The organism is Streptomyces xanthochromogenes (genome assembly GCF_014650455.1).
Taxonomy (GTDB): domain Bacteria; phylum Actinomycetota; class Actinomycetes; order Streptomycetales; family Streptomycetaceae; genus Streptomyces; species Streptomyces xanthochromogenes.
In genome coordinates this window covers 121,379-143,145 of sequence record NZ_BMUZ01000010.1, presented here as the reverse complement: position 1 = coordinate 143,145, position 21,767 = coordinate 121,379, and the positions used below count along the sequence as shown (strand labels likewise).

Here is a 21,767-nt window from a genome sequence, read left to right as displayed (position 1 = left end):
ACGCAGGACTTCGAAGAGATCGAACAGGGAGCAACCGGAATGGGTTCGGTTCGCGTAGCCATCGTCGGCGTGGGCAACTGCGCCGCCTCGCTGGTGCAGGGCGTCGAGTACTACAAGGACGCCGACCCGGCCACCAAGGTCCCGGGTCTGATGCACGTCCAGTTCGGCGACTACCACGTCGGTGACGTGGAGTTCGTCGCCGCGTTCGACGTCGACGCCAAGAAGGTCGGCCTCGACCTCTCGGACGCCATCGGCGCCAGCGAGAACAACACCATCAAGATCTGCGACGTCCCGAACAAGGGCGTCACGGTCCAGCGCGGCCACACCCTGGACGGTCTCGGCAAGTACTACCGGATGACCATCGAGGAGTCCGCCGAGGCTCCCGTCGACGTCGTCAAGGTCCTCAAGGACCAGCAGGTCGACGTTCTCGTCTGCTACCTGCCCGTCGGCTCCGAGGACGCGGCGAAGTTCTACGCCCAGTGCGCCATCGACGCCAAGGTCGCCTTCGTCAACGCCCTTCCGGTCTTCATCGCGGGCACCAAGGAGTGGGCGGACAAGTTCACCGAGGCGGGCGTCCCGATCGTCGGCGACGACATCAAGTCGCAGGTCGGCGCCACCATCACGCACCGCGTGATGGCCAAGCTGTTCGAGGACCGCGGTGTCCGTCTTGAGCGCACCATGCAGCTCAACGTCGGCGGCAACATGGACTTCAAGAACATGCTGGAGCGCGACCGCCTCGAGTCCAAGAAGATCTCGAAGACGCAGGCCGTCACCTCGCAGATCCCGGACCGCGACATGGGCGAGAAGAACGTCCACATCGGCCCCTCGGACTACGTGGCCTGGCTGGACGACCGCAAGTGGGCGTACGTGCGCCTCGAGGGCCGCGCCTTCGGCGACGTTCCGCTGAACCTGGAGTACAAGCTCGAGGTCTGGGACTCCCCGAACTCCGCGGGCGTCATCATCGACGCGCTGCGCGCCGCGAAGATCGCCAAGGACCGCGGCATCGGCGGCCCGATCCTGTCGGCGTCGAGCTACTTCATGAAGTCCCCGCCGGTCCAGTACTTCGACGACGAGGCCTTCGCCAACGTCGAGAAGTTCATCAAGGGTGAGGTCGAGCGCTAGAGCTCGCACCCCTGAGAACGGCTGAGGGTCCCCGTGCGCCAGGTGTGCACGGGGACCCTTTTCATATGTGACGCTTGCTCACATGCCTGTCGTACGTGACCTATGCGTGCTCCTGCGACTGAAGCACTTCCGGCGCCTGCTGACCGTACGACTGTTGTCCCAGGCCGCGGACGGTGTTTATCAGGTCGCCCTGGCCACCTACGTCGTCTTCTCCCCCGAGAAACAGGCCTCTCCCGGCGCGATCGCCTCCGCCATGGCCGTTCTGCTCCTGCCGTACTCGCTCGTCGGACCGTTCGCGGGAGTCCTGCTCGACCGCTGGCAACGGCGTTCGGTCTTCCTGTACGGCAACCTCCTACGGGCCCTTCTCGCCGGCTGCACGGCGCTCCTCGTGCTCGGGTCCGCGCCCGACTGGCTCTTCTACGCCTCCGCCCTGGCCGTGACGGCCGTCAACCGCTTCGTCCTCGCCGGGCTCTCCGCGTCCCTGCCCCGGGTGGTCGACGCCGAGCGGCTGGTCATGGCCAACTCGCTCTCCCCCACGGCCGGAACGCTGGCCGCCACAGCAGGCGGCGGCCTGGCCTTCGTCCTGCGGCTGGTGATCGACGCGGATGCCGCCACCGTCGTTCTGGGCGCCGTCCTCTATCTCTTCGCCTCCCTCGCCTCTCTGCGACTTCCGCCCGCCCTGCTCGGGCCCGACCCCACGGACGCCCGGCCCGGCCTCGCCACGGCGCTCCGTTCCACGGTCCGCGGACTCGCCGACGGCGTGCGGCACTTGAGCCGGCGCAGGCCCGCGGCCCTTGTGCTCACCGCGATGACCCTGATGCGGTTCTGCTACGGCGCGCTGACCGTGATGCTCCTGATGCTGTGCCGGTACGCCTGGTCCGACGGGCCGGAGAAGAACAGCGGCACGGGCGGCCTCGCGCTCCTCGGGCTCGCCGTGGGTGTCTCCGGAGCGGGCTTCTTCGCGGCGGCGGTCCTGACCCCGTGGGCAGTGGCGCGGCTCGGCCCGTTCCGGTGGATCGTGGTGTGCTCGGTGGCTGCCGCCGTCCTCGTGCCGGCCCTCGGCCTGCCCTTCGAGCCCACGCCGATGCTGGTCGCCGCCTTCGTTCTCGGCCTCGTCACACAGGGAGCGAAGATCACGACCGACACGGTGATCCAGTCCACGGTGGACGACTCCTATCGCGGCCGGATCTTCTCGCTCTACGACGTCCTGTTCAACATGGCCTTCGTCGGCGCCGCAGCGGTCGCCGCCCAGATGCTCCCGGCAGACGGCCGCTCCGCCACCCTCGTCGTCACGGTGGCCCTCATCTACGCGGCGGTAGCGGCGTTTATGACCCGGTTTTCGCGCGCCTGAGTGTCACATCGGGGATACGGAGTGGCCTGCGGTGTCGGCGAATTCCTGGGAGCCCGCTAACTTACGGGCGTCATACATCGCCATCTTTTTAGGGGGACCTTCTCCGTGACCACGCCGCCCCAGGGCCAAAACCCGTACGCCCAGACCCCGAACGCCCCGTACGGACAGCCCGGACAGCCCGGCCAGCCCGGCCAGCCCGGCCAGCCCGGCTTCCCGGCGCAGGGCGCGCCTTACCAGGGCGTTCCGATGGCCCCGCAGGGCACACCGACGCGCGGCGGCGGCAGGAAGGTGGTCAAGGCCATCGGCATCGCCGTCGGCCTGGTCGTCATAGCCGGCGCCTGGTACTTCAACCACGACAGCGAGGACGCCAAGCAGCTGGCCGTCGGCGACTGCCTGTACAACAAGGGCAGCGACAACAAGCCCGACATTCAGCAGGTGGACTGCACGGACTCCAAGGCGACCAACAAGGTGCTCAAGAAGAGTCCCGGCGCGAGCGTTCCGCAGTTGACCTGCCAGAACGTCACGGGCACCACCGCGGCCTTCACCTGGGACGAGAAGGGCAACTCCTTCACCCTCTGCCTGGGCGACGCCAAGTAACTCGTCATGCGTGGGGGCGGTGTTTCACGTGAAACACCGCCCCCACGTCATGCCGACTCGTCATGTTTCACGTGAAACATGACCTCAACCCTGCGCGGCCCACCACTCCTTCAGCGCTGCGACCGCCGCGTCATGCTCCATCGGACCGTTCTCCAGGCGCAGTTCCAGCAGGTGCTTGTACGCCTGACCGATCGCCGGACCCGGGCCGACTCCCAGGATCTCCATGATCTGGTTGCCGTCGAGGTCGGGCCGGATCGAGTCCAGCTCCTCCTGCTGCTGAAGCTCCGCGATCCGGTCCTCCAGCCCGTCGTAGGCACGGGACAGAGCAGCCGCCTTGCGCTTGTTCCGCGTGGTGCAGTCCGAGCGGGTCAGCTTGTGCAGCCGGTCGAGAAGCGGGCCGGCATCACGGACGTAGCGGCGCACTGCCGAGTCGGTCCACTCCCCGGTGCCGTAGCCGTGGAAGCGGAGATGCAGTTCCACCAGCTTCGAGACGTCCTTGACCATCTCGTTGGAGTACTTCAGCGCGGCCATCCGCTTCTTGGTCATCTTCGCGCCGACCACCTCGTGGTGGTGGAACGAGACCCGTCCGTCCGACTCGAAGCGCCGGGTCCTCGGCTTGCCGATGTCGTGCAGCAGCGCCGCGAGCCGCAGCACCAGGTCCGGCCCGTCCTGCTCCAGATCGATCGCCTGGTCCAGCACGATCAGCGAGTGCTCGTAGACGTCCTTGTGCCGGTGGTGTTCGTCACTCTCGAGCCGCAGGGCGGGCAGCTCCGGCAGAACGTGATCGGCCAGACCCGTGTCGACGAGGAGCCGCAGCCCCTTCTTCGGCTGGGCCGAGATCAGCAGCTTGTTGAGCTCGTCCCGTACCCGCTCCGCCGAGACGATCTCGATGCGGCCGGACATGTCCGTCATGGCGGACACGACCTCGGGCGCCACCTCGAAGTCCAGCTGGGCGGCGAAGCGCGCGGCCCGCATCATCCGCAGCGGGTCGTCGGAGAAGGACTCCTCGGGCGTCCCCGGCGTGCGCAGTACCCGCGCGGCGAGGTCTTCGAGGCCTCCGTACGGGTCGACGAACTCCTTCTGCGGCAGCGCCACGGCCATCGCGTTGACGGTGAAGTCCCGCCGCACGAGGTCTTCCTCGATGGAATCGCCGTAGGACACCTCGGGCTTGCGGGAGCTGCGGTCGTACGCCTCGGACCGGTAGGTCGTGACCTCGATCTGGTAGCCGCTCTTCTGGCAGCCGACCGTGCCGAAGGCGATCCCGACCTCCCAGACCGCGTCCGCCCAGGGCCGCACGAGCTTCAGCACGTCCTCGGGACGGGCGTCCGTAGTGAAGTCCAGGTCGTTGCCGAGCCGCCCGAGCAGAGCGTCCCGGACCGAGCCGCCGACGAGGGCGAGCGAGAACCCCGCCTCCTCGAATCGGATGGCGAGGTCGTCCGCGACGGGGGACACCCGCAGCAGTTCGCTCACCGCGCGGCGCTGCACCTGGCTCAGTGCACTGGGATTGTCTTCATTGGCGTTCGGCACAACAGAAAAGGGTACGTGGCCCGGCCGACCGGGTCGTCACCGTTTATAGCGGGACCCGGTATGCGTCACCGGCCGGCGGTACGGCACTCTTCCGATCATGTGGAGCAGTCCGCGGCACTTCGCCACAGTCCGCATCGTTACCATGCGTGGACGCAGCAACCGACAGCGAGGGACGGGCGAGCGCGTGGCCGAGGCGGCAGATTCCCAGGGGATGACTCCCTCTCCTGCCCGCCGGTGGCTCCGGCGTACGGCGGCACTGCTCGTCGGCGCCCCCTTGTTCGCCGGCCTGCTGTCCGCCACGGCCGCCCCGGCGGCGCACGCGGCCACGGAGGCGGTGAGCGGTCAGAGCGTCCAGGTGTCGCTCGACTCGGTGGCCCCCCAGGCCCCGGTCAAGAGCGACACGCTGACGATCTCCGGCACGGTGACCAACAACGGCAAGCAGGCCGTCACCAGCGCCCATGTGGGACTGCGGGTAGGACAGAAGCTGTCCGGGCGCTCGGCGATCGACGAAGCGGCCCGTCACAGCGCTTCCCCGTCGGCGAGTGACGGCGCCGAACTCAGTGACGGCCCGACGGCCAAGTTCGCCAAACTGGACGCAGGCGTCAGCCAGGACTTCACGCTCTCCGTACCCGTGTCCAAGCTGGGCCTGGGCGACGACGGGGTGTACCAGCTCGGCGTGTCCCTGTCGGGTCAGAGCGCGAACCAGCACTACGACCAGATGCTCGGCATCCAGCACACGCTCCTCCCTTGGCAGCCGGACGCAGTCGAAAGCAAGAAGAGCCAGCTCACGTTCCTGTGGCCGCTGATCTCCTCGTCCCACCTCACCGCCCAGACCGGCTCGGACGCCCAGCAGACGCCGGTGTTCGCCGACGATTCCCTGGCGCGGGACATCGGGCCCGGCGGCAGGCTGGAGCAGATGGTCTCGCTCGGCAAGCAACTGCCCGTGACCTGGGTGATCGATCCGGATCTGCTGGCCACGGTCGACGCGATGACCCGCAATTACAAGATCAAGGTCGGCGACACCCTGGTCAACGGCACCAGCCAAGACGTCGCTAAGGCCTGGCTGAGCCAGTTGGAGGCCGCGGTCCAGGGCGAGAAGGTGGTCGCACTGCCGTTCGCCGACCCCGATCTGGCCTCGCTCGCCCACCACGGCAGGGACGTCCCCGGCTCCCTCGGCCATCTGCAGACCGCCACCGAGGTCGCTCAGAAGACCATCGACACGATCCTGCACGTGACCCCGTCGGTCGACTACGCCTGGCCCGTGGACGGTGCCGTCGACCCGTCGATCGTGGACGTGGCCACCTCGGCCGGCGCGCACAACGTGATCGCGCGCAGCGACAGCCTGCGCGACGGCGCCCTGGCCTACACACCAACGGCGGCCAGGCCGATCGGCGGTGGCGCCAACGCCATCGTCGCGGACGCCCGGCTCTCCACCGCCTTCCAGGGCGATATGTCCATGGCGAACAACTCGGCCCTGGCCGTTCAGGAATTCCTGGCGCAGACCCTTGCGACCACCCTGCAGGACACCGACAAGCAGCGCAGCATCGTCGTCGCCCCGCAGCGCATGCCGACGGTCAGCCAGGCCCAGACGATGGCCACCGCGCTGCATGCTCTTGATCCGCAGCGCTGGACCCAGCCCCTTGTCGACCTCGGCGCGGCGGCCGCTGCCAAGCCCGATCCGCTCGCCACGACACGCGTGCCCGGTACGAACGCGTACCCCGACGCACTGCGTCAGCAGGAACTGCCGCTCGACGCCTTCCAAGACATGAAGGACACCCAGGGCACCCTGGAGCGGTTCAAGGTGATCCTGACCGCGCCCGACCGGGTGGTCACTCCCTTCGGCAACGCGATCAACCGGGAGATGTCGACCTCCTGGCGCGGCGACTCGGGCGGCGCGCAGAACTACCGTTCCGGCGTCCAGCTCTATCTGGACGGCCTGGCCGATCAGGTCCATCTCATCCAGAAGTCGACCGCCACCATGTCGGGGCGCAGTGCGACGATCGCCGTGACCGTGCAGAACAAGCTGGTGCAGGGCGTCGACCACCTGGTGCTGAGGATCCAGCCGAAGAGCCCCACCCGCCTGCAACTGGGTGACGACGGCGACGCGGTCGGCGAACAGCCCGTGAAGGTGGACGGCGACCGCAGCCAGTCCGTGAAGTTCACCGCGATCGCCAACGCCAACGGCCCCGTCCCGGTGACGGCACGGCTCTATACGCAGGACGGCACGCCGTACGGTGAGCCGATGGAGTTCACCGTCCAGGTCTCCGAGATCACTCCGACGGTGATGCTGGTCATCGCGGGCGGCGTCCTGCTCCTGGTGCTCGCCGGCATCAGGATGTACACCCATCGCAAGCGTTCCATGGCTCGTGAGGAGTCCGAGGGCGACGACGATCCGGGGCAGTCGAACGGTTCGGCGGACGCCGATCCCGGGCAGCCGAGTGACCCGACACCGGACACCGGTCCGGAAAGCGGGGCCACGCCCGGCCCGGGTGAGAAAGTGGACCATTGAGCTATGTCGTGGCCGGTCGGCCGGGGACGATGAGGTGGGGTAACCATGAACGCGCCGTACGACGGTGACCGTGGGCAGGGTGGCGGCAGCGGCGCCGCGCCCTCCGGGGGCACGCCCCCGGCACCCGCCCAGGCGGGGCAGATCCCGCCGCCGCAGTCCGCGCCGGACCCGTATGTCCAGGACGCCTACGCCTACGACCCGTACCGGTCGCAGGACCTGTCCGCCCAGGACCCGGTGACCGAGGCGCTCTACGACCGCGCGGCACACCCGCCGCCGCCCCCGGGCACCTACGCGGACCAGCAGCCGCTCTACCAGCAGCCCGCCGCGCAGCAGTACGCGCCCGATCCGCGGATCTGGGCACAGACACCGCCGCCCGAGCCCGAGGGCCCTTCGCGTCATCTGCCCTACGGCGACGACGCGCGGACCACCCAGTTCGTGGGCGTCGACGACCTGGTCACCCAGGCGGGCGAGGAACTGCCCGAGCAGGACGCCTTCGCACACCTCTACCGGGACCAGCAGGAGGCGGGCCAGCCCCCGGCCCCCGCCGTGCCGGAACCCGTGCCCGCGCCGCCCCGCAAACCGGCCGGCCGTGCCTCCAGCCTGATGAAGTCCAGCGCGGTGATGGCCGCGGGCACCCTGGTGTCCCGGCTCACAGGCTTCGTGCGCAGCCTGGTGATCACCGCGGCGCTGGGTGCCGCCCTGCTCGGTGACACCTTCACCATCGCGCTCACCCTGCCGACGATGATCTACATCCTGACCGTCGGCGGCGGCCTGAACTCGGTGTTCGTGCCGCAGCTGGTGCGCTCCATGAAGGACGACGAGGACGGCGGCGAGGCCTACGCCAACCGTCTCCTCACGCTCGTCATGGTGGCTCTCGGCACCATCGTGGCGCTCGCCGTCATCGGAGCCCCGCTGCTGATCCAGCTGATGTCGCCCACCATCGGCAACGACGCGGCGGCCAACAGCGTGGCCGTCACCTTCGCCCGGTACTGCCTGCCCACGATCTTCTTCATGGGTGTGCACGTGGTGATGGGCCAGATCCTCAACGCACGCGGCAAATTCGGCGCGATGATGTGGACCCCGGTCCTCAACAACATCGTGATGATCTGCACGTTCGGCCTGTTCATCTGGGTCTACGGCACGTCCGCCGAGTCCCACATGGGCGTCCAGACGATCCCTCATGACGGTGTCAGGCTGCTCGGCATCGGCACCCTGCTCGGCCTGGTCGTGCAGGCCCTGGCGATGCTTCCCTATCTGCGGGAGACCGGCTTCCGGTTCCGGCCGCGCTTCGACTGGAAGGGCCACGGGCTCGGCAAGACGGTCAAGCTCGCCAAGTGGACCGTGATGTTCGTGCTCGCCAACCAGGCCGGCGTCATCGTGGTCACGCGGCTCGCCACCGCGGCGGGCAAGGAGTCGGGACGCTCCGGCGCCGGTTTCCTCGCCTACTCCAACGCCCAGCTGATCTGGGGCATGCCGCAGGCCATCATCACCGTCTCGGTCATGGCGGCGCTGCTGCCGCGCATCTCGCGTGCCGCTCACGACAACGACCCGGGCGCGGTCCGCGACGACATCTCGCAGGGCCTGCGCAACTCGGCGGTCGCCATCGTGCCGGTCGCCTTCGCGTTCCTCGCGCTGGGCGTCCCGATGTGCACCCTGCTGTACGCCTCCAGCGGCATCCAGGCCGCCCAGTCCATGGGCTTCATCCTCATGGCGTTCGCCCTCGGCCTGATCCCGTACTCGGTGCAGTACGTCGTGCTGCGCGGTTTCTACGCGTACGAGGACACCCGCACGCCGTTCTACAACACGGTGATCGTGGCGGCCGTCAACGCGGCGGCCTCGGCCGCCTGCTACGTAGTGCTGCCCGCCCGATGGGCGGTCGTCGGCATGGCCGCCGCGTACGGCCTGGCGTACGCCGTGGGCGTCGGGGTGGCCTGGCGGCGGCTGCGCAACCGGCTGGGCGGCGACCTGGACGGCGCACACGTCCTGCGTACGTACGCCCGCCTCTGCCTCGCCGCGGTCCCGGCCGCGGTGGTCGGTGGCGCGGTGGGCTTCGGTCTGCTGAAGTTCCTGGGCGAGGGTGCGGGAGGATCGGTCGTGGCGCTGGTCGTCGGCGGCGCCGTACTGCTCGGAGTCTTCTTCGTCGCGGCCAAGCGGATGCGCATCGAAGAGCTCAACGCGATGCTCGGCATGGTCCGGGGGCGGCTCGGCCGCTGACGCCGCAGCCCGCGCACAACCATCGACGGCCACCGCGTGTCGTGCATAGTGCCGGACTGTGGGCACAATTGGCATGACTTTGCATGGCTGGCCTACAGCACGCAACGGATGGGGAGGCAGGAGCGACGGTGGCGGAACGTAGCACGGCTGCCGTCGACGTGGCCGACAACAGCGGCGACAACCCGCTGACCGCCAAGGCGGACAAGGCGACGACCGACGGGGTGACGGAGTCCATCGACACGGCAGACGCGGCGGAGCAGGGCGCGAACGGCGGCGGCGGCGAGCGCAAGGCCACCGAGCCGTCCATCGCGACGCCCGAGCTGCACAGCGGCCACAAACTGGCCAGACGCTACCGTCTCGAGGAGTGCGTCACCCGTCTGGACGGTTTCAGCAGCTGGCGTGCCGTCGACGAAAAGCTCCGCCGGGCCGTCGGCGTCCATCTGCTGCCCGCCGACCACCCGCGGGCCCGCTCCGTACTGGCCGCCGCCCGTTCCTCCGCACTGCTGGGTGACCCCCGCTTCGTACAGGTCCTCGACGCCGTCGAGGAGAACGACCTCGTCTACGTCGTCCACGAGTGGCTGCCGGACGCGACCGAGCTGACCGCCCTGCTGGCGCTCGGGCCGCTGGAGGCGCACGACGCCTACCAGATGGTCACGCAGGTCTCGCAGGCCATGGCGGCCGCCCATCGCGAGGGCCTCGCGCACCTCCGGCTCACCCCGAGCGCGGTCCTGCGGACCTCTACGGGGCAGTACCGCATCCGCGGGCTCGCCGTAGCCGCCGCCCTGCGCGGCATCAGCTCCGACACCCCGCAGCGCAGTGACACCGAAGCCATCGGCGCGCTCCTGTACGCCGTGCTCACCCAGCGCTGGCCGTACGAGAGCGACGCCTACGGGCTGCACGGGCTGCCCAAGGGCGTCGGCCTGATCGCCCCCGACCAGGTGCGGGCGGGCGTCCACCGGGGACTGTCGGAGCTCGCCATGCGGGCGCTGGTCAACGACGGGGCCACCGCGTCCCGCCAGGAACCCCCGTGCACCACCCCGGACGAGCTGGTCAAGGCCATCGGGGAGATGCCGCGCATCCGCCCGCCGGAGCCGGCGTTCACCGCGCCGCCCGAATACCAGCGCACCACCTACCAGCAGGGGACGTACGGCCGTCCGGCCACCGGTCCGGGCCCCTCGGTCGCCCAGGCCGTGACGCCGCCGCCTCCGCCGCTCCAGGGGCGCACCGGCAAGGCACTCAAGTGGGCCGTCTCGGCCCTCCTGATCGCCGCGCTGGGCCTCGGCAGCTGGCAGCTCGCCGACGCCCTGCTGCAGCACGACAAGGGCAGCTCCAACGAGACGGGCAACACCCGGACCACGGACCAGAACGGCGACGACGGCGACAAGCCGAAGGCACCGCTGCCCCTCGCGATCCAGGGCGCCCAGGAGTACGCGCCGGACGGGTTGCCGCAGGACACCGCCGACGTCGGCAAGACCTACGACGGCAACACCTCGACCTACTGGCGCACCAAGAGCTACGACGACGGCCCGGACCTGGCGCCTTCGGTGAAGGCCGGTGTGGGCATCGTCTACGACCTCGGCTCCGCCAAAGACGTCTCCACCGCGTCGATACTGATGCGCTACGGCGGCGATCACACCACGATCACGCTGTATGCGGCGGACTCGCTCTCGCCGTCCGCACCGGTCGGCTCGATGAAGCGGATCGCCACCGTCCAGACAAGTGACACAAAGGCTGCTCTCAAGGCGAGCACCCCGGTCAAGTCGCGCTACGTACTGCTCTGGATCACAGCGATGCCTGATTCGCCCAAGGACGAATACAGTCGGGCGGGGCACAAGCAGGCCATCACCGATGTGAAGTTCGCCGGCTGACCGAACGGCAGGGGGAGGCTCACCGTTGGACGAGGCCACACTGGGCGACATAAGTGACCAGGATCTCCTGGCCCGCCATGTCGCAGGAGACCCCGACGCCTTCGGTGAGATCGTGCGGCGTCACCGCGACCGATTGTGGGCGGTGGCGCTGCGCACGCTGGGGGACCGCGAGGAGGCCGCTGACGCCGTCCAGGACGCGCTCGTCTCCGCCTACCGGGCCGCCCACACCTTCCGCGGCCAGTCGGCCGTCACGACCTGGCTGCACCGCATCACGGTGAACGCCTGCCTCGACCGGGCCCGCAAGGCGGCGTCCCGCAAGACGTCCCCGGTCGACGACACCGAGCGCTTGGACCAGCTCATCGAGCCGCACGAGTCGGCCGAGGCTCCGGCCGAGCGACAGGATCTGCACCGCCAGCTCATCGAGGCCCTGGGCACCCTCCCGCCGGACCAGCGCGCCGCGCTCGTGCTCGTCGACATGCAGGGCTACCCCGTGGCCGAGGCCGCCGAGGTGCTCGATGTCCCCACCGGCACGGTGAAAAGCCGCTGCGCACGGGGGCGAGCACGGCTGTTGCCGCTCCTCACTCATCTGCGCGCCGATACGGGGGGTAGCGGTGAGTCCAGTGGGGGAAGGAACCGGACGCCGGGGACATCCGTCCCACCGGCGTCGGAAACGAACGACGCAGGACCGAGCGGTTCGGCTGCCGTGAAGGGCGGAGGTGGGCGCGCGTGACAACCACGACCGGAACGACACAACACCCGGACGTCTCGGAGATCTCCGAGCTCACCGAAGGGCTTCTGCCGCCGTCCCGCTCCGCGGACGTCCGTCGGCATCTGGAAGGCTGCGCGCTCTGCACCGACGTACGGGCCTCACTCGATGAGATCCGCGATCTGCTCGGCACACTGCCCGGGCCGCAGCGGATGCCCGCCGATGTGGCGGGACGCATCGACGCGGCCCTCGCCGCAGAGGCGCTTCTCAACTCCACCGTCCCCGACACCGGCGAGCGGGAAACCGCGCATGTTTCACGTGAAACAGCCCCCGCGCCGAACGCGTCGGCGAGCGAGGACGCCCCCGTGAGCCAACCTGCGGCCGAGGCTGCTACGGGCTCCGCCGGTCCGACTCCGTCTCCGGCCGGGCGCCCCGCCGGGCACAGTCGCGCGGCCACGGGCCCAGGACGCGCCACCAGGGCACGCCGCCGCCGGACGGCCGTGCTCAGCGCGGTGATCGGCGTCGCCGCCGTCGGTGCCGGGATCTTCTTCGTGCAGAACAGCCACACCTCTTCGTCGTCCCCGCAGGCCCAGCGAGCCTCCTCCCCGGCGTCCTCGCCCGGCGGCACCGTGTTCTCCACGGGCACGATCGAAGGCCGGGTCCAGTCGCTGCTGGCCCAGCACGGCGGCCAGAGTTCCGGGAAGGCTCCCTCGGCACAGATCGCGCCCTCGACGAAGAACGCCCCCGACAGCGACAACCCTTCGGACAGCCTGCGCTCCGCCGCCAGTGTCCCGCCCTGTGTCCAGGCGGGCACGGGACGCCCCTCCCAGGCGCCTCTCGCGGCCGAGCAGGGCACGTACGAGGGAACGAAGGTGTATCTCGTCGTGCTGCCCGACCTGGCGAATCCCGCGAACGTGGAGGCGTACCTCGTCGACGCGGCCTGCGAGAACACCGGCTCATCGGCACCGGGCAAGCTGTTGCTGACGCACTCCTATCCTCGGCACTGAGAGGTCTCGGAGGACCTGGCTCCGTGCTGCCCGTCCGGCTCGGGAATGCATCCCCCGTAGGATCCGTTGGGTGGGGTGAGAGTCCTGGACCGGGGCCCCGACAGGCAGTAGGCAGTCCGTAGAGACGAGGAAGAAACCCGTGAGCGACGTCCGTAACGTGATCATCATTGGCTCGGGGCCGGCCGGATACACGGCCGCGCTGTACACCGCACGTGCGTCGCTGAAGCCGCTGGTGTTCGAGGGCGCCGTCACCGCGGGCGGTGCGCTGATGAACACCACCGAGGTGGAGAACTTCCCGGGCTTCCAGGACGGCATCATGGGCCCGGAGCTCATGGACAACATGCGTGGCCAGGCAGAGCGCTTCGGTGCCGAGCTGGTCCCGGACGACATCGTCGCCGTCGACCTGACCGGTGAGATCAAGACCGTCACGGACACCGCCGGCACCGTCCACCGTGCCAAGGCCGTCATCGTGACCACCGGCTCGCAGCACCGCAAGCTGGGCCTGCCCAACGAGGACAAGCTCTCGGGCCGCGGCGTCTCGTGGTGCGCCACGTGCGACGGCTTCTTCTTCAAGGACCAGGACATCGCCGTGGTCGGCGGCGGCGACACCGCGATGGAGGAGGCGACCTTCCTCTCGCGGTTCGCCAAGTCGGTCACGATCGTCCACCGCCGCGACAGCCTGCGCGCCTCCAAGGCGATGCAGGAGCGCGCCTTCTCCGACGAGAAGATCAAGTTCGCATGGGAGAGCGAGGTCGCGGAGATCCACGGCGACCAGAAGCTCTCAGGTCTGACGCTGCGGAACACCAAGACCGGTGAGACGTCCGAACTCCCCGTGACGGGCCTGTTCATCGCCGTGGGCCACGACCCGCGCACCGAGCTCTTCAAGGGCCAGCTCGACCTGGACGACGAGGGCTACCTGAAGGTCGACGCTCCGTCGACCCGCACCAACCTGACGGGCGTCTTCGGCGCCGGTGACGTGGTCGACCACACCTACCGGCAGGCCATCACCGCGGCCGGCACCGGCTGCTCGGCCGCTCTGGACGCGGAGCGCTTCCTCGCCGCCCTCGCCGACAGCGAGAAGGCCGCCGCCGGCGTCTGAACCGCCCCTTCCAGCTCCCCTCCTCCCCCAACACCCCTTAGGAGACTGCCGTGGCCGGCACCCTGAAGCACGTAACCGACACCGACTTCGACGAGGTCGTCCTCAAGAGTGACAAGCCCGTTCTCGTGGACTTCTGGGCCGAGTGGTGCGGCCCGTGCCGCCAGATCGCCCCGTCGCTCGAGGCCATCGCCGCCGAGCATGGCGACGAGATCGAGATCGTCAAGCTCAACATCGACCAGAACCCGGCGACGGCCGCAAAGTACGGCGTCATGTCGATCCCGACGCTCAACGTCTACCAGGGCGGCGAGGTCGTGAAGACGATCGTCGGTGCCAAGCCGAAGGCCGCGCTGGTGCGTGACCTCGACGGCTTCATCAGCGCGAAGTAAGTCGCGACGCGTTCGTTAGCGCGAAGAGAGTCGCGACGCGGTCGCTGTTTCACGTGAAACGGGCCCGCCCCCCTCGCGAGGGGGGCGGGCCCGTTTCGCATGGAAGCACCTTCTTCAGCGGCCCGACTACAACGGCCTGAGAGCAGGTTCCTTCTGGACCGCCCCGAGCAGCCGGTCCAGCGCCAGCTCGACGTCTTCCTTCCAGGACAGCGTCGTCCGCAGCTCCAACCGCATCCGCGGATACCGTGGATGCGGCCGTACGGTCTTGAAGCCCACAGCCAGCAGATGATCCGCCGGCAGCACACAGGCGGGCTCGGCCCAGCGAGCGTCCCCGAACGCCTCGATCGCCTTGAAGTTGCGCCGCAGCAGGTCCTTGGCGACGGTCTGCACCAGCACTCTCCCCAGCCCCTGGCCCTGATAGCCCGGCATGATCCAGGCGGTGATCAGCTGGATGGCGTCGGCGGCCACCGGGCTGGTGGGAAAGGCGGTGGAGCGGGGCACATAGGCCGGGGGCGCGTAGAGCACATAGCCGACCGGAATGTCATCGACATAGACGACCCGTCCGCAGGAGCCCCATTCCAGCAGCACGCCCGAGATCCAGGCCTCCTTCTCCAGTTCGGGTCTGCCGGCCTTTACCGCGGCTTCTCCGCTGACCGGGTCGAGTTCCCAGAAGACGCAGCCGCGGCAGCGCTTGGGGAGGTCCGGAAGGTTGTCCAGCGTGAGCGGTACGAGCCGACGCCCCATGGAGGCTGTTCCTCACTTCCCTCGCCTGCCGCACTCTGCGCGGCCGACAGCGCGCTCCGCTCCCGCAGCAGACTGCCGACGAACCCGCCGACCGCCCCGAGACCGAGTCCCGCCGTCACCAGATGAGTGCGGCTCACCGTTCGCATGGCCCTCGCCCTCCCTCAGAGGATGGATCAAGGTGGATGTGCCATACCAGAACGCATCGTATCCAGCCCCTCATGACGGGGGATACCGTCCGCATGCAAAGGGCGGGCCGTGTTCCGGTATGCACCGGAGCACGACCCGCCCGTCAAGCGGCATTGCAGGGAGCTCAGCTGTCGCCGTCCGCCGACGTCTCCTCGGCAAGGCCCTTTTCCAGGACCCGTCCCTCGCCCGGGGCGAGGGTGCCGAGAATCCGCTCCAGATCCTCCATCGAGGCGAACTCGACGACGATCTTGCCCTTCTTCTGGCCCAGGTCGACCTTCACCCGCGTCTCGAAACGATCCGAGAGACGGTGTGCCAGATCGGAGAGCGCGGGGGCGACACGCGTCCCCGCCCGCGGCCCCTTGGCCTTGGGAGCAACCTGAGGCTCCGAGGACATCAGGCTGACGATCTCCTCGACCGCCCGCACCGACAGCCCCTCGGCCACGATGCGGTGGGCGAGCCGGTCCTGCTCCCCGGTGTCGTCCACCGACAGCAGGGCTCGCGCATGGCCCGCCGAGATGACGCCGGCGGCGACCCGGCGCTGCACGGGGGCCGAAAGGCGCAGCAGACGCAGCGTGTTGGAGACCTGCGGCCGGGAGCGGCCGATGCGGTCGGCCAGCTGGTCATGGGTGCACTTGAAGTCCCTGAGCAACTGGTCGTAGGCGGCGGCCTCTTCCAGCGGGTTCAGCTGGGCCCGGTGCAGGTTCTCCAGGAGGGCGTCGAGCAGGAGCTTCTCGTCGTCCGTCTCGCGGACGATCGCGGGGATCCGCTCCAGCCCCGCCTCGCGGCAGGACCTCCAGCGCCGCTCGCCCATGATGAGCTCGTAGCGCTCGGGGCCGGTCTGGCGGACGACGACGGGCTGGAGCAGCCCGACTTCCTTGATGGAGGTGACGAGCTCCGACAGGGCGTCCTCGTCGAACACCTCACGCGGCTGGCGCGGGTTGGGCGTGATCGAGTCGATCGGCAGTTCGGCGAAGAACGCGCCTGCCGGGCCGATCGGCTCGGGTGTGGCCTCCGGCTCCGGCTCGGGAGTCGTTTCACGTGAAACAGAGGCCGCGGGCAGCGTCGTCACCTTCGCGGCCGCCACCCCTCGCTCCGCGGTCAGTACCGGCACCGACGAGGGGGACGTGGAAGCCGTCCCCACCGAAGAGCCCGGCTTTTCCTGCGCGGCTGATGGGATCAGCGCACCGAGCCCACGCCCCAGTCCTCTGCGTCGCTCACTCACTGGATCCCCTCCGACATGCTGTGCTGGTTGTTCTGGCTGACCACATGCGCGTGCGTGGGGTCGTACTGCATTCCGACACCGCGCAGGGCGATCTCTCGGGCAGCTTCGAGATACGACAGTGAGCCACTGGAACCCGGATCGTAGGTGAGAACCGTCTGTCCGTAGCTCGGCGCCTCGGAGATGCGCACCGAGCGCGGAATGCTCGTGCGCAGCACCTCCTTGCCGAAGTGACTGCGCACCTCGTCGGCCACCTGAGAGGCGAGCCGGGTCCTGCCGTCGTACATGGTGAGCAGGATCGTCGAGACGTGCAGCGTGGGGTTGAGGTGGCCGCGTACGAGATCGACGTTCCTCAGGAGCTGGCCCAGGCCCTCCAGCGCGTAGTACTCGCACTGGATCGGGATCAGGACCTCGGCCCCGGCCACCAGCGCATTGACTGTCAGGAGGCCCAGCGAGGGCGGGCAGTCGATCAGGATGTAGTCCAGCGGCTGCTCGTACGCCTGGATGGCGCGCTGCAGCCGGCTCTCCCGGGCCACCAGGGACACGAGTTCGATCTCCGCACCGGCGAGATCGATCGTGGCCGGGGCGCAGAAGAGGCCCTCCACGTCCGGGACGGGCTGGACGACTTCGGAGAGCGGCCTGCTCTCCACCAGTACGTCATAGATCGACGGGACTTCGGCGTGGTGGTCGATACCCAGTGCCGTCGAGGCATTGCCCTGCGGATCGAGGTCGACGACCAGCACCCGGGCGCCGTGCAGGGCCAGGGATGCGGCGAGGTTGACCGTGGTGGTGGTCTTCCCTACGCCGCCCTTCTGGTTGGCAACGACCATGATTCTGGTCTGCTCCGGCCGGGGCAGACCCTCACCGGCCCGGCCGAAGGCTTCCACCGCCAGCTGGGCAGCACGACCGATGGGGGTGTCGTCCATCGGGGGCGGTGTTTCACGTGAAACATCCTCCCCCGCCGATTCGGTTCGGGGACCGGGGACCGGGTCGGTCATCGGTCCCGCGATGTTGGCGTCGGACCGCAAGGATTCACTCTCCTCGACTTCAGGCTCGCAATGAGCAGAGCCTCCCATGTCTTCGGGGTCGTGAACCAGCGAGGCCCGGTCTTCTGTGGATGAATCCACCTCTGTGGACAACTCCGTAGCCCTCGTGGGGGACTCAAGGCCCCCCGCGAACGGCTTGCGGTCGCGCGGCGAGGAAGCCGCACGGCCGCGGCTGATGATTCCATGCAGCAGTGAGCGACGTTTCACGTGAAACACGATGCATCCGCGCTACCGAGAGACCGTTACGACACTCCGAAATGCGTACGTATACGGCCTTCTATGGAGCATTTGCCCATGTAGCGCCCGATATCGCGGCCCAAGTTCAGCGTCGGCGTCGCGTACGGCTCGTCCGGGCGGCCTTGGCGCGCTTCGCGGCGAACCGCACACCGCCCGGGCTCTCGCCGACCTCGACCCGTACGACCGTGGAAAGCGGGTCCACCACGCCCTCGCCCACATGCAGCACCGTCGTCTCCACCACGCCGAGCTTGCTCAGCGCGGCGCGGGCGCCGACGATCTCCTCCTCGGCCGTGTCGCCCTTGAGCGCCAGCATCTCGCCGTAAGGACGCAACAGCGGAACGCCCCAGCCGGCCAGCCGGTCGAGCGGCGCCACCGCGCGGGCGGTCACCACGTGGACCGGAGTGACCTTGCCCAGCATCTCCTCGGCGCGGCCCCGCACCACGGTGACGTGGTCGAGCCCCAGCAGCTCCACGACCTCCTGGAGGAAGTTGGTCCGCCGCAGCAGCGGCTCGAGGAGCGTGATCTTCAGATCCGGGCGCACCAGCGCCAGCGGGATACCGGGCAGCCCGGCCCCGGAGCCGACGTCGCACACCGTGACGCCCTCGGGCACCACCTCGGAGAGCACCGCGCAGTTGAGCAGATGCCGCTCCCACAGGCGCGGTACCTCGCGTGGGCCGATCAGACCTCGCTTGACCCCCGCATCCGCGAGCAGCTCCGCATACCGCACGGCCTCGGGGAAGAACTCCCCGAAAACCTCCCGCGCCTCCTCGGGCGCCGGGGGAAGCTCCGCTGCTGCCTCTGCCTCCGTCACGGGGACCGTCCTTCCCTACCTATGCGTGACCGCACTCCGGCGGCTGACTATCAGGCTGACAAAGATCGGCCCCGCCTGCGAACAGACGGGGCCGACAAAGCAATGACCGCTCAGGCGGGCAGTACGACGACGAAGCGCTGCGGCTCCTCGCCCTCCGACTCACTGCGCAGTCCCGCGGCCGCGACGGCGTCGTGCACGACCTTGCGCTCGAACGGCGTCATGGGGTCCAGCTTCACCGGCGCACCGGTGCTCTTGACCTCGTCCGCCGTCTTGGCGCCCAGCTCGGCCAGCTCCGTGCGCTTCTTGGCCCGGTAGCCGCCGATGTCCAGCATCAACCGGCTGCGGTCGCCGGTCTCCCGGTGCACTGCCAGGCGCGTGAGCTCCTGAAGCGCCTCAAGCACCTCGCCGTCGCGGCCGACGAGCTTCTGCAGATCGCGCCCGCTGTCGCTGATGATCGAGACCGCGGCCCGGTCCGCCTCGACGTCCATGTCGATGTCGCCGTCGAGGTCGGCGATGTCGAGCAGGCCCTCGAGGTAATCGGCGGCGATCTCCCCTTCCTGCTCCAGGCGGGAGAGGGTGTCGACGCCCTCAGCGGCCGGGGAGGTGGTGCCTTCCGTCACGGATGGACTCCTTCTTACTTCTTGGTCGGGTGCTTGGGCCGCTGCTGACCCTTGCGCTGACCCGACTTGGCTCGTGCCTGGCCCGCGGTGGGCTTGCCCTGCTTCGGCTTGGTGTCCTGCTTGGGCTTGGCGTCCTGCGGCGCGGCCTGCTCCTCCGAAGACGCCGCGTCCGAGGTCTCGGCGGAGTCCTTGGTCAGCGAGGTCTTCGCGACCGCCTCGTCCTGCTGGGCCGCACCGGCCTGGCGCTGCGCCTTGGTCTGCCGCTTGGGCTGCTGACGCTTGGGAGCCGCGCCCTCGGCCTCCAGAAGTGCCGTGTCGCTCTTCACCACGGAGCCGTCGGCCTGGGCCGCGAAGCCCTGCTTGGAGAGGCCGGTGACGAACTTGCGCTCGTTGTCGTTGCGGTCCGGGCCCTTGGCCACGATCGCCTGGACGACCGCGCGCCGCCGCTTGCCGCGCACCTCACCGTGCTGGGTGACGCTCTTGACCAGGCGCTCCAGGTAGTGCTCCTGGGCCTTGGAGCCCGGCGTCGGGTTCTGGTTGATGACGTACATCTGCTGGCCCATGGTCCACACGTTGGTGGTCAGCCAGTAGACGAGGACACCGACGGGGAAGTTGATGCCCATCACGGCGAACATGACCGGGAAGACGTACATCAGCATCTTCTGCTGCTGCATGAACGGCGTCTTGACCGTCAGGTCCACGTTCTTCGTCATCAGCTGGCGCTGGGTGAAGAACTGCGAGGCCGACATCATCACGATCATGATCGCGGTGACGACCCGCACGTCGGTGAGGGAGGCGCCGAGGCCCTCGACCTTGGAGGCGCTGTCCATGAACTTCGCGGCCAGCGGGGCACCGACGATGTGGGCCTTCTGGGCGCTCTCGAGCAGCGGCTGGTTGATGACGCCGATGGTCTTGCCGTTGGCGATGCCGGCGAGCACGTGGTACAGCGCAAAGAAGAACGGTGACTGCGCGAGGATCGGAAGGCACGAGGAGAGCGGGTTGGTGCCCGTCTCCTTGTACAGCTTCATCATCTCTTCGGACTGACGCTGCTTGTCGCTCTTGTAGCGCTCCTGGATCGCCTTCATCTTCGGCTGGAGCGCCTGCATGTTCCGGGTCGACTTGATCTGCTTCACGAAGAGCGGGATCAGGCAGATACGGATCAGCACCACGAGGGACACGATCGACAGGCCCCAGGCCCAACCCGTGTCCGGCCCGAAGATCGCGCCGTACAACTTGTGGAACTGGACGATGACCCAGGAAACGGGCCAGGTGATAAAGCTGAACAGACTGGCAATCGTGTCCACTAATCAGGCTCCTTGAGCATTGGGCGGGGTCTCTGCGGCCGGGCTTGTCTCGGTCTCAGCGGCGGACTGCCCGCCCTTGTCACCTCGCCAGGCAGCGCGCAGCGCCTCGTGCCAACGAGGTCGCTTGCGCTCCGGCACGTAGTCCACGCCACCGGGCGACCACGGATTGCACCGCAGAATGCGCCAGGCGGTCAGGGCGGTGCCTTTGACGGCACCGTGCCGGTCGATCGCCGTATATCCATAGTGGGAACACGACGGGTAGTACCGGCAGACGGGCCCCAGAAGTGGGCTGATCGTCCACTGGTACAGCTTGATCAGGGCCAGCAGCGGGTACTTCATCGCGCGCCCCCTCCCAGTAGCCGCGCGAAGGCGGCATCCAGGTCTCGGGCCAGCTGTGCATGGTCTGCATCGCCCGCACCGGGCAATGCCCGTACGACCACCAGGCTACCGGCGGGCAACTGAGGCAGCCGTTCGCGCATGAGGTGGCGAAGCCTGCGCTTCACCAGATTGCGGACGACAGCCACGCCGACAGCCTTGCTGACAACGAAACCCGCACGCGTCGGGGGAGCGCTCTCCCCAGGCGCATGCGGGTCCGTTGTACCGCTGCGTAGATGGACGACGAGGAGCGGGCGGCCGGCCCGGCGTCCTCGGCGTACCGCGGTCGCGAAGTCCTCGCGCCGCCTCAGCCGATTCTCGGTAGGCAGCACGTCATGACCTTTTGCTGTTTACGCGGACAGGCTCGCGCGACCCTTGCCACGGCGGTTCGCGAGAATCGCGCGGCCGGCGCGGGTACGCATCCGCAGGCGGAAGCCGTGGGTCTTGGCGCGGCGACGGTTGTTCGGCTGGAAGGTGCGCTTGCTCACTCGGGGGCTCCAGAAATGATTCGTTGGCGGCGGGACATCGCCTGGCTGTCACCGTGCGCCCACGAGTAGCTCGCGTATACGCCCGTGTGCACCGCTTCACGATCACAGATCGTGATCTTTGCCCATCGGAGGCAGGCGGCAGCAGCCATCGACAACTCGACCTGGTTACGGTACGCGCGGCTACGCCATCCGGTCAAACCGGCGTCGCTCCGGGCCCCGGTATGCACAGGCTGTGGACAACAACTTGAACCACGTCAGTGGGCCCGACTACCGTGGCTGAACTCCGAATCTTTTCCCGTTGTGTCCTTGCCTGTCTGTCTATGCCATCCCATCCCGTCCCGAGAACCACAC

At 68.7% G+C, this 21,767-nt stretch carries 20 protein-coding genes; 10 read left to right on the top strand and 10 right to left on the bottom strand.

All coding sequences use genetic code 11. The features are described from left to right. The first annotated feature begins 39 nt into the window (after positions 1-39). The 3 genes from IE267_RS25445 (at position 40) to IE267_RS25435 (ending at position 3,070) form a co-directional block, all read left to right on the top strand. The gene (locus IE267_RS25445; RefSeq protein WP_161245734.1) at positions 40-1,122 is read left to right on the top strand and encodes an inositol-3-phosphate synthase; all 1,083 of its coding nucleotides are present in this window, start codon (positions 40-42) and stop codon (positions 1,120-1,122) included. An 82-nt stretch (positions 1,123-1,204) separates the two neighbouring features. Next, entirely contained in the window at positions 1,205-2,473 is a 1,269-nt protein-coding gene (locus IE267_RS25440) for an MFS transporter (RefSeq protein ID WP_189764828.1), read from the top strand. A gap of 105 nt (positions 2,474-2,578) precedes the next feature. Then, entirely contained in the window at positions 2,579-3,070 is a 492-nt protein-coding gene (locus IE267_RS25435) for an LppU/SCO3897 family protein (RefSeq protein WP_189764827.1), read from the top strand. 84 nt (positions 3,071-3,154) lie between these two features. On the opposite strand, the gene IE267_RS25430 is transcribed toward IE267_RS25435, so the two are convergent. Then, a complete protein-coding gene (locus tag IE267_RS25430; protein WP_189764826.1) occupies positions 3,155-4,597 on the bottom strand; it encodes a CCA tRNA nucleotidyltransferase in 1,443 nt (480 codons plus the stop codon). Positions 4,598-4,781: 184 nt separating this feature from the next. On the opposite strand from IE267_RS25430, the gene IE267_RS25425 reads away from it, so the two are divergent. The 7 genes from IE267_RS25425 to trxA all read left to right on the top strand — a co-directional run bounded on the left by IE267_RS25425 (position 4,782) and on the right by trxA (position 14,386). Next, positions 4,782-7,106: a DUF6049 family protein gene (locus IE267_RS25425; RefSeq protein WP_189764944.1), complete on the top strand. Its 2,325-nt coding sequence runs from the start codon at positions 4,782-4,784 to the stop codon at positions 7,104-7,106. Positions 7,107-7,151: 45 nt separating this feature from the next. Beyond that, positions 7,152-9,320 carry a murein biosynthesis integral membrane protein MurJ gene (gene murJ / locus IE267_RS25420; RefSeq protein ID WP_189764825.1) on the top strand — a complete coding sequence of 723 codons (2,169 nt, stop codon included), beginning with the start codon at positions 7,152-7,154 and terminating at the stop codon, positions 9,318-9,320. A gap of 128 nt (positions 9,321-9,448) precedes the next feature. Next, entirely contained in the window at positions 9,449-11,188 is a 1,740-nt protein-coding gene (locus tag IE267_RS25415; RefSeq protein WP_167158450.1) for a protein kinase family protein, read from the top strand. 25 nt (positions 11,189-11,213) lie between these two features. After that, positions 11,214-11,918 (top strand): RNA polymerase sigma factor SigM, encoded by a 705-nt coding sequence (gene sigM / locus IE267_RS25410; protein ID WP_189764824.1) that lies wholly within the window; start codon positions 11,214-11,216, stop codon positions 11,916-11,918. Further along, the gene (locus IE267_RS25405; RefSeq protein ID WP_189764823.1) at positions 11,915-12,901 is read left to right on the top strand and encodes an RsmA family anti-sigma factor; all 987 of its coding nucleotides are present in this window, start codon (positions 11,915-11,917) and stop codon (positions 12,899-12,901) included. The genes sigM and IE267_RS25405 overlap by 4 nt, the downstream gene beginning before the upstream one ends. A 139-nt stretch (positions 12,902-13,040) precedes the next feature. Beyond that, entirely contained in the window at positions 13,041-14,000 is a 960-nt protein-coding gene (gene trxB, locus IE267_RS25400; protein WP_100575626.1) for a thioredoxin-disulfide reductase, read from the top strand. A gap of 50 nt (positions 14,001-14,050) precedes the next feature. Beyond that, positions 14,051-14,386, top strand: a complete 336-nt coding sequence (trxA, locus tag IE267_RS25395; protein WP_167158456.1) for a thioredoxin — start codon at positions 14,051-14,053, stop codon at positions 14,384-14,386. 126 nt (positions 14,387-14,512) lie between these two features. Here the strand turns inward: trxA and IE267_RS25390 are convergent, their stop codons facing one another. From IE267_RS25390 to rpmH, 9 genes are all read right to left on the bottom strand, one after another. Beyond that, a complete protein-coding gene (locus IE267_RS25390; RefSeq protein WP_167158457.1) occupies positions 14,513-15,130 on the bottom strand; it encodes a GNAT family N-acetyltransferase in 618 nt (205 codons plus the stop codon). A 310-nt stretch (positions 15,131-15,440) separates the two neighbouring features. Next, entirely contained in the window at positions 15,441-16,538 is a 1,098-nt protein-coding gene (locus tag IE267_RS25385; protein ID WP_167158460.1) for a ParB/RepB/Spo0J family partition protein, read from the bottom strand. After that, positions 16,535-17,611 carry a ParA family protein gene (locus IE267_RS25380; RefSeq protein WP_167158462.1) on the bottom strand — a complete coding sequence of 359 codons (1,077 nt, stop codon included), beginning with the start codon at positions 17,609-17,611 and terminating at the stop codon, positions 16,535-16,537. Before IE267_RS25380 ends, IE267_RS25385 begins: the two co-directional genes overlap by 4 nt. Before the next feature lie 292 nt (positions 17,612-17,903). Continuing rightward, positions 17,904-18,629 carry a 16S rRNA (guanine(527)-N(7))-methyltransferase RsmG gene (rsmG, locus tag IE267_RS25375; protein ID WP_161245747.1) on the bottom strand — a complete coding sequence of 242 codons (726 nt, stop codon included), beginning with the start codon at positions 18,627-18,629 and terminating at the stop codon, positions 17,904-17,906. Between the two features lie 110 nt (positions 18,630-18,739). Continuing rightward, positions 18,740-19,249, bottom strand: a complete 510-nt coding sequence (locus IE267_RS25370) for a Jag family protein (RefSeq protein ID WP_161245748.1) — start codon at positions 19,247-19,249, stop codon at positions 18,740-18,742. 14 nt (positions 19,250-19,263) lie between these two features. Further along, on the bottom strand, positions 19,264-20,553 hold the full coding sequence (gene yidC / locus IE267_RS25365; protein WP_167158464.1) for a membrane protein insertase YidC: 1,290 nt from the start codon (positions 20,551-20,553) through the stop codon (positions 19,264-19,266). 3 nt (positions 20,554-20,556) lie between these two features. Next, positions 20,557-20,892: a membrane protein insertion efficiency factor YidD gene (gene yidD, locus IE267_RS25360; RefSeq protein ID WP_078966182.1), complete on the bottom strand. Its 336-nt coding sequence runs from the start codon at positions 20,890-20,892 to the stop codon at positions 20,557-20,559. Next, positions 20,889-21,260: a ribonuclease P protein component gene (rnpA, locus tag IE267_RS25355; RefSeq protein WP_161245750.1), complete on the bottom strand. Its 372-nt coding sequence runs from the start codon at positions 21,258-21,260 to the stop codon at positions 20,889-20,891. Before rnpA ends, yidD begins: the two co-directional genes overlap by 4 nt. Before the next feature lie 18 nt (positions 21,261-21,278). Continuing rightward, entirely contained in the window at positions 21,279-21,416 is a 138-nt protein-coding gene (rpmH, locus tag IE267_RS25350; protein WP_006381191.1) for a 50S ribosomal protein L34, read from the bottom strand. Positions 21,417-21,767 lie beyond the last annotated feature (351 nt).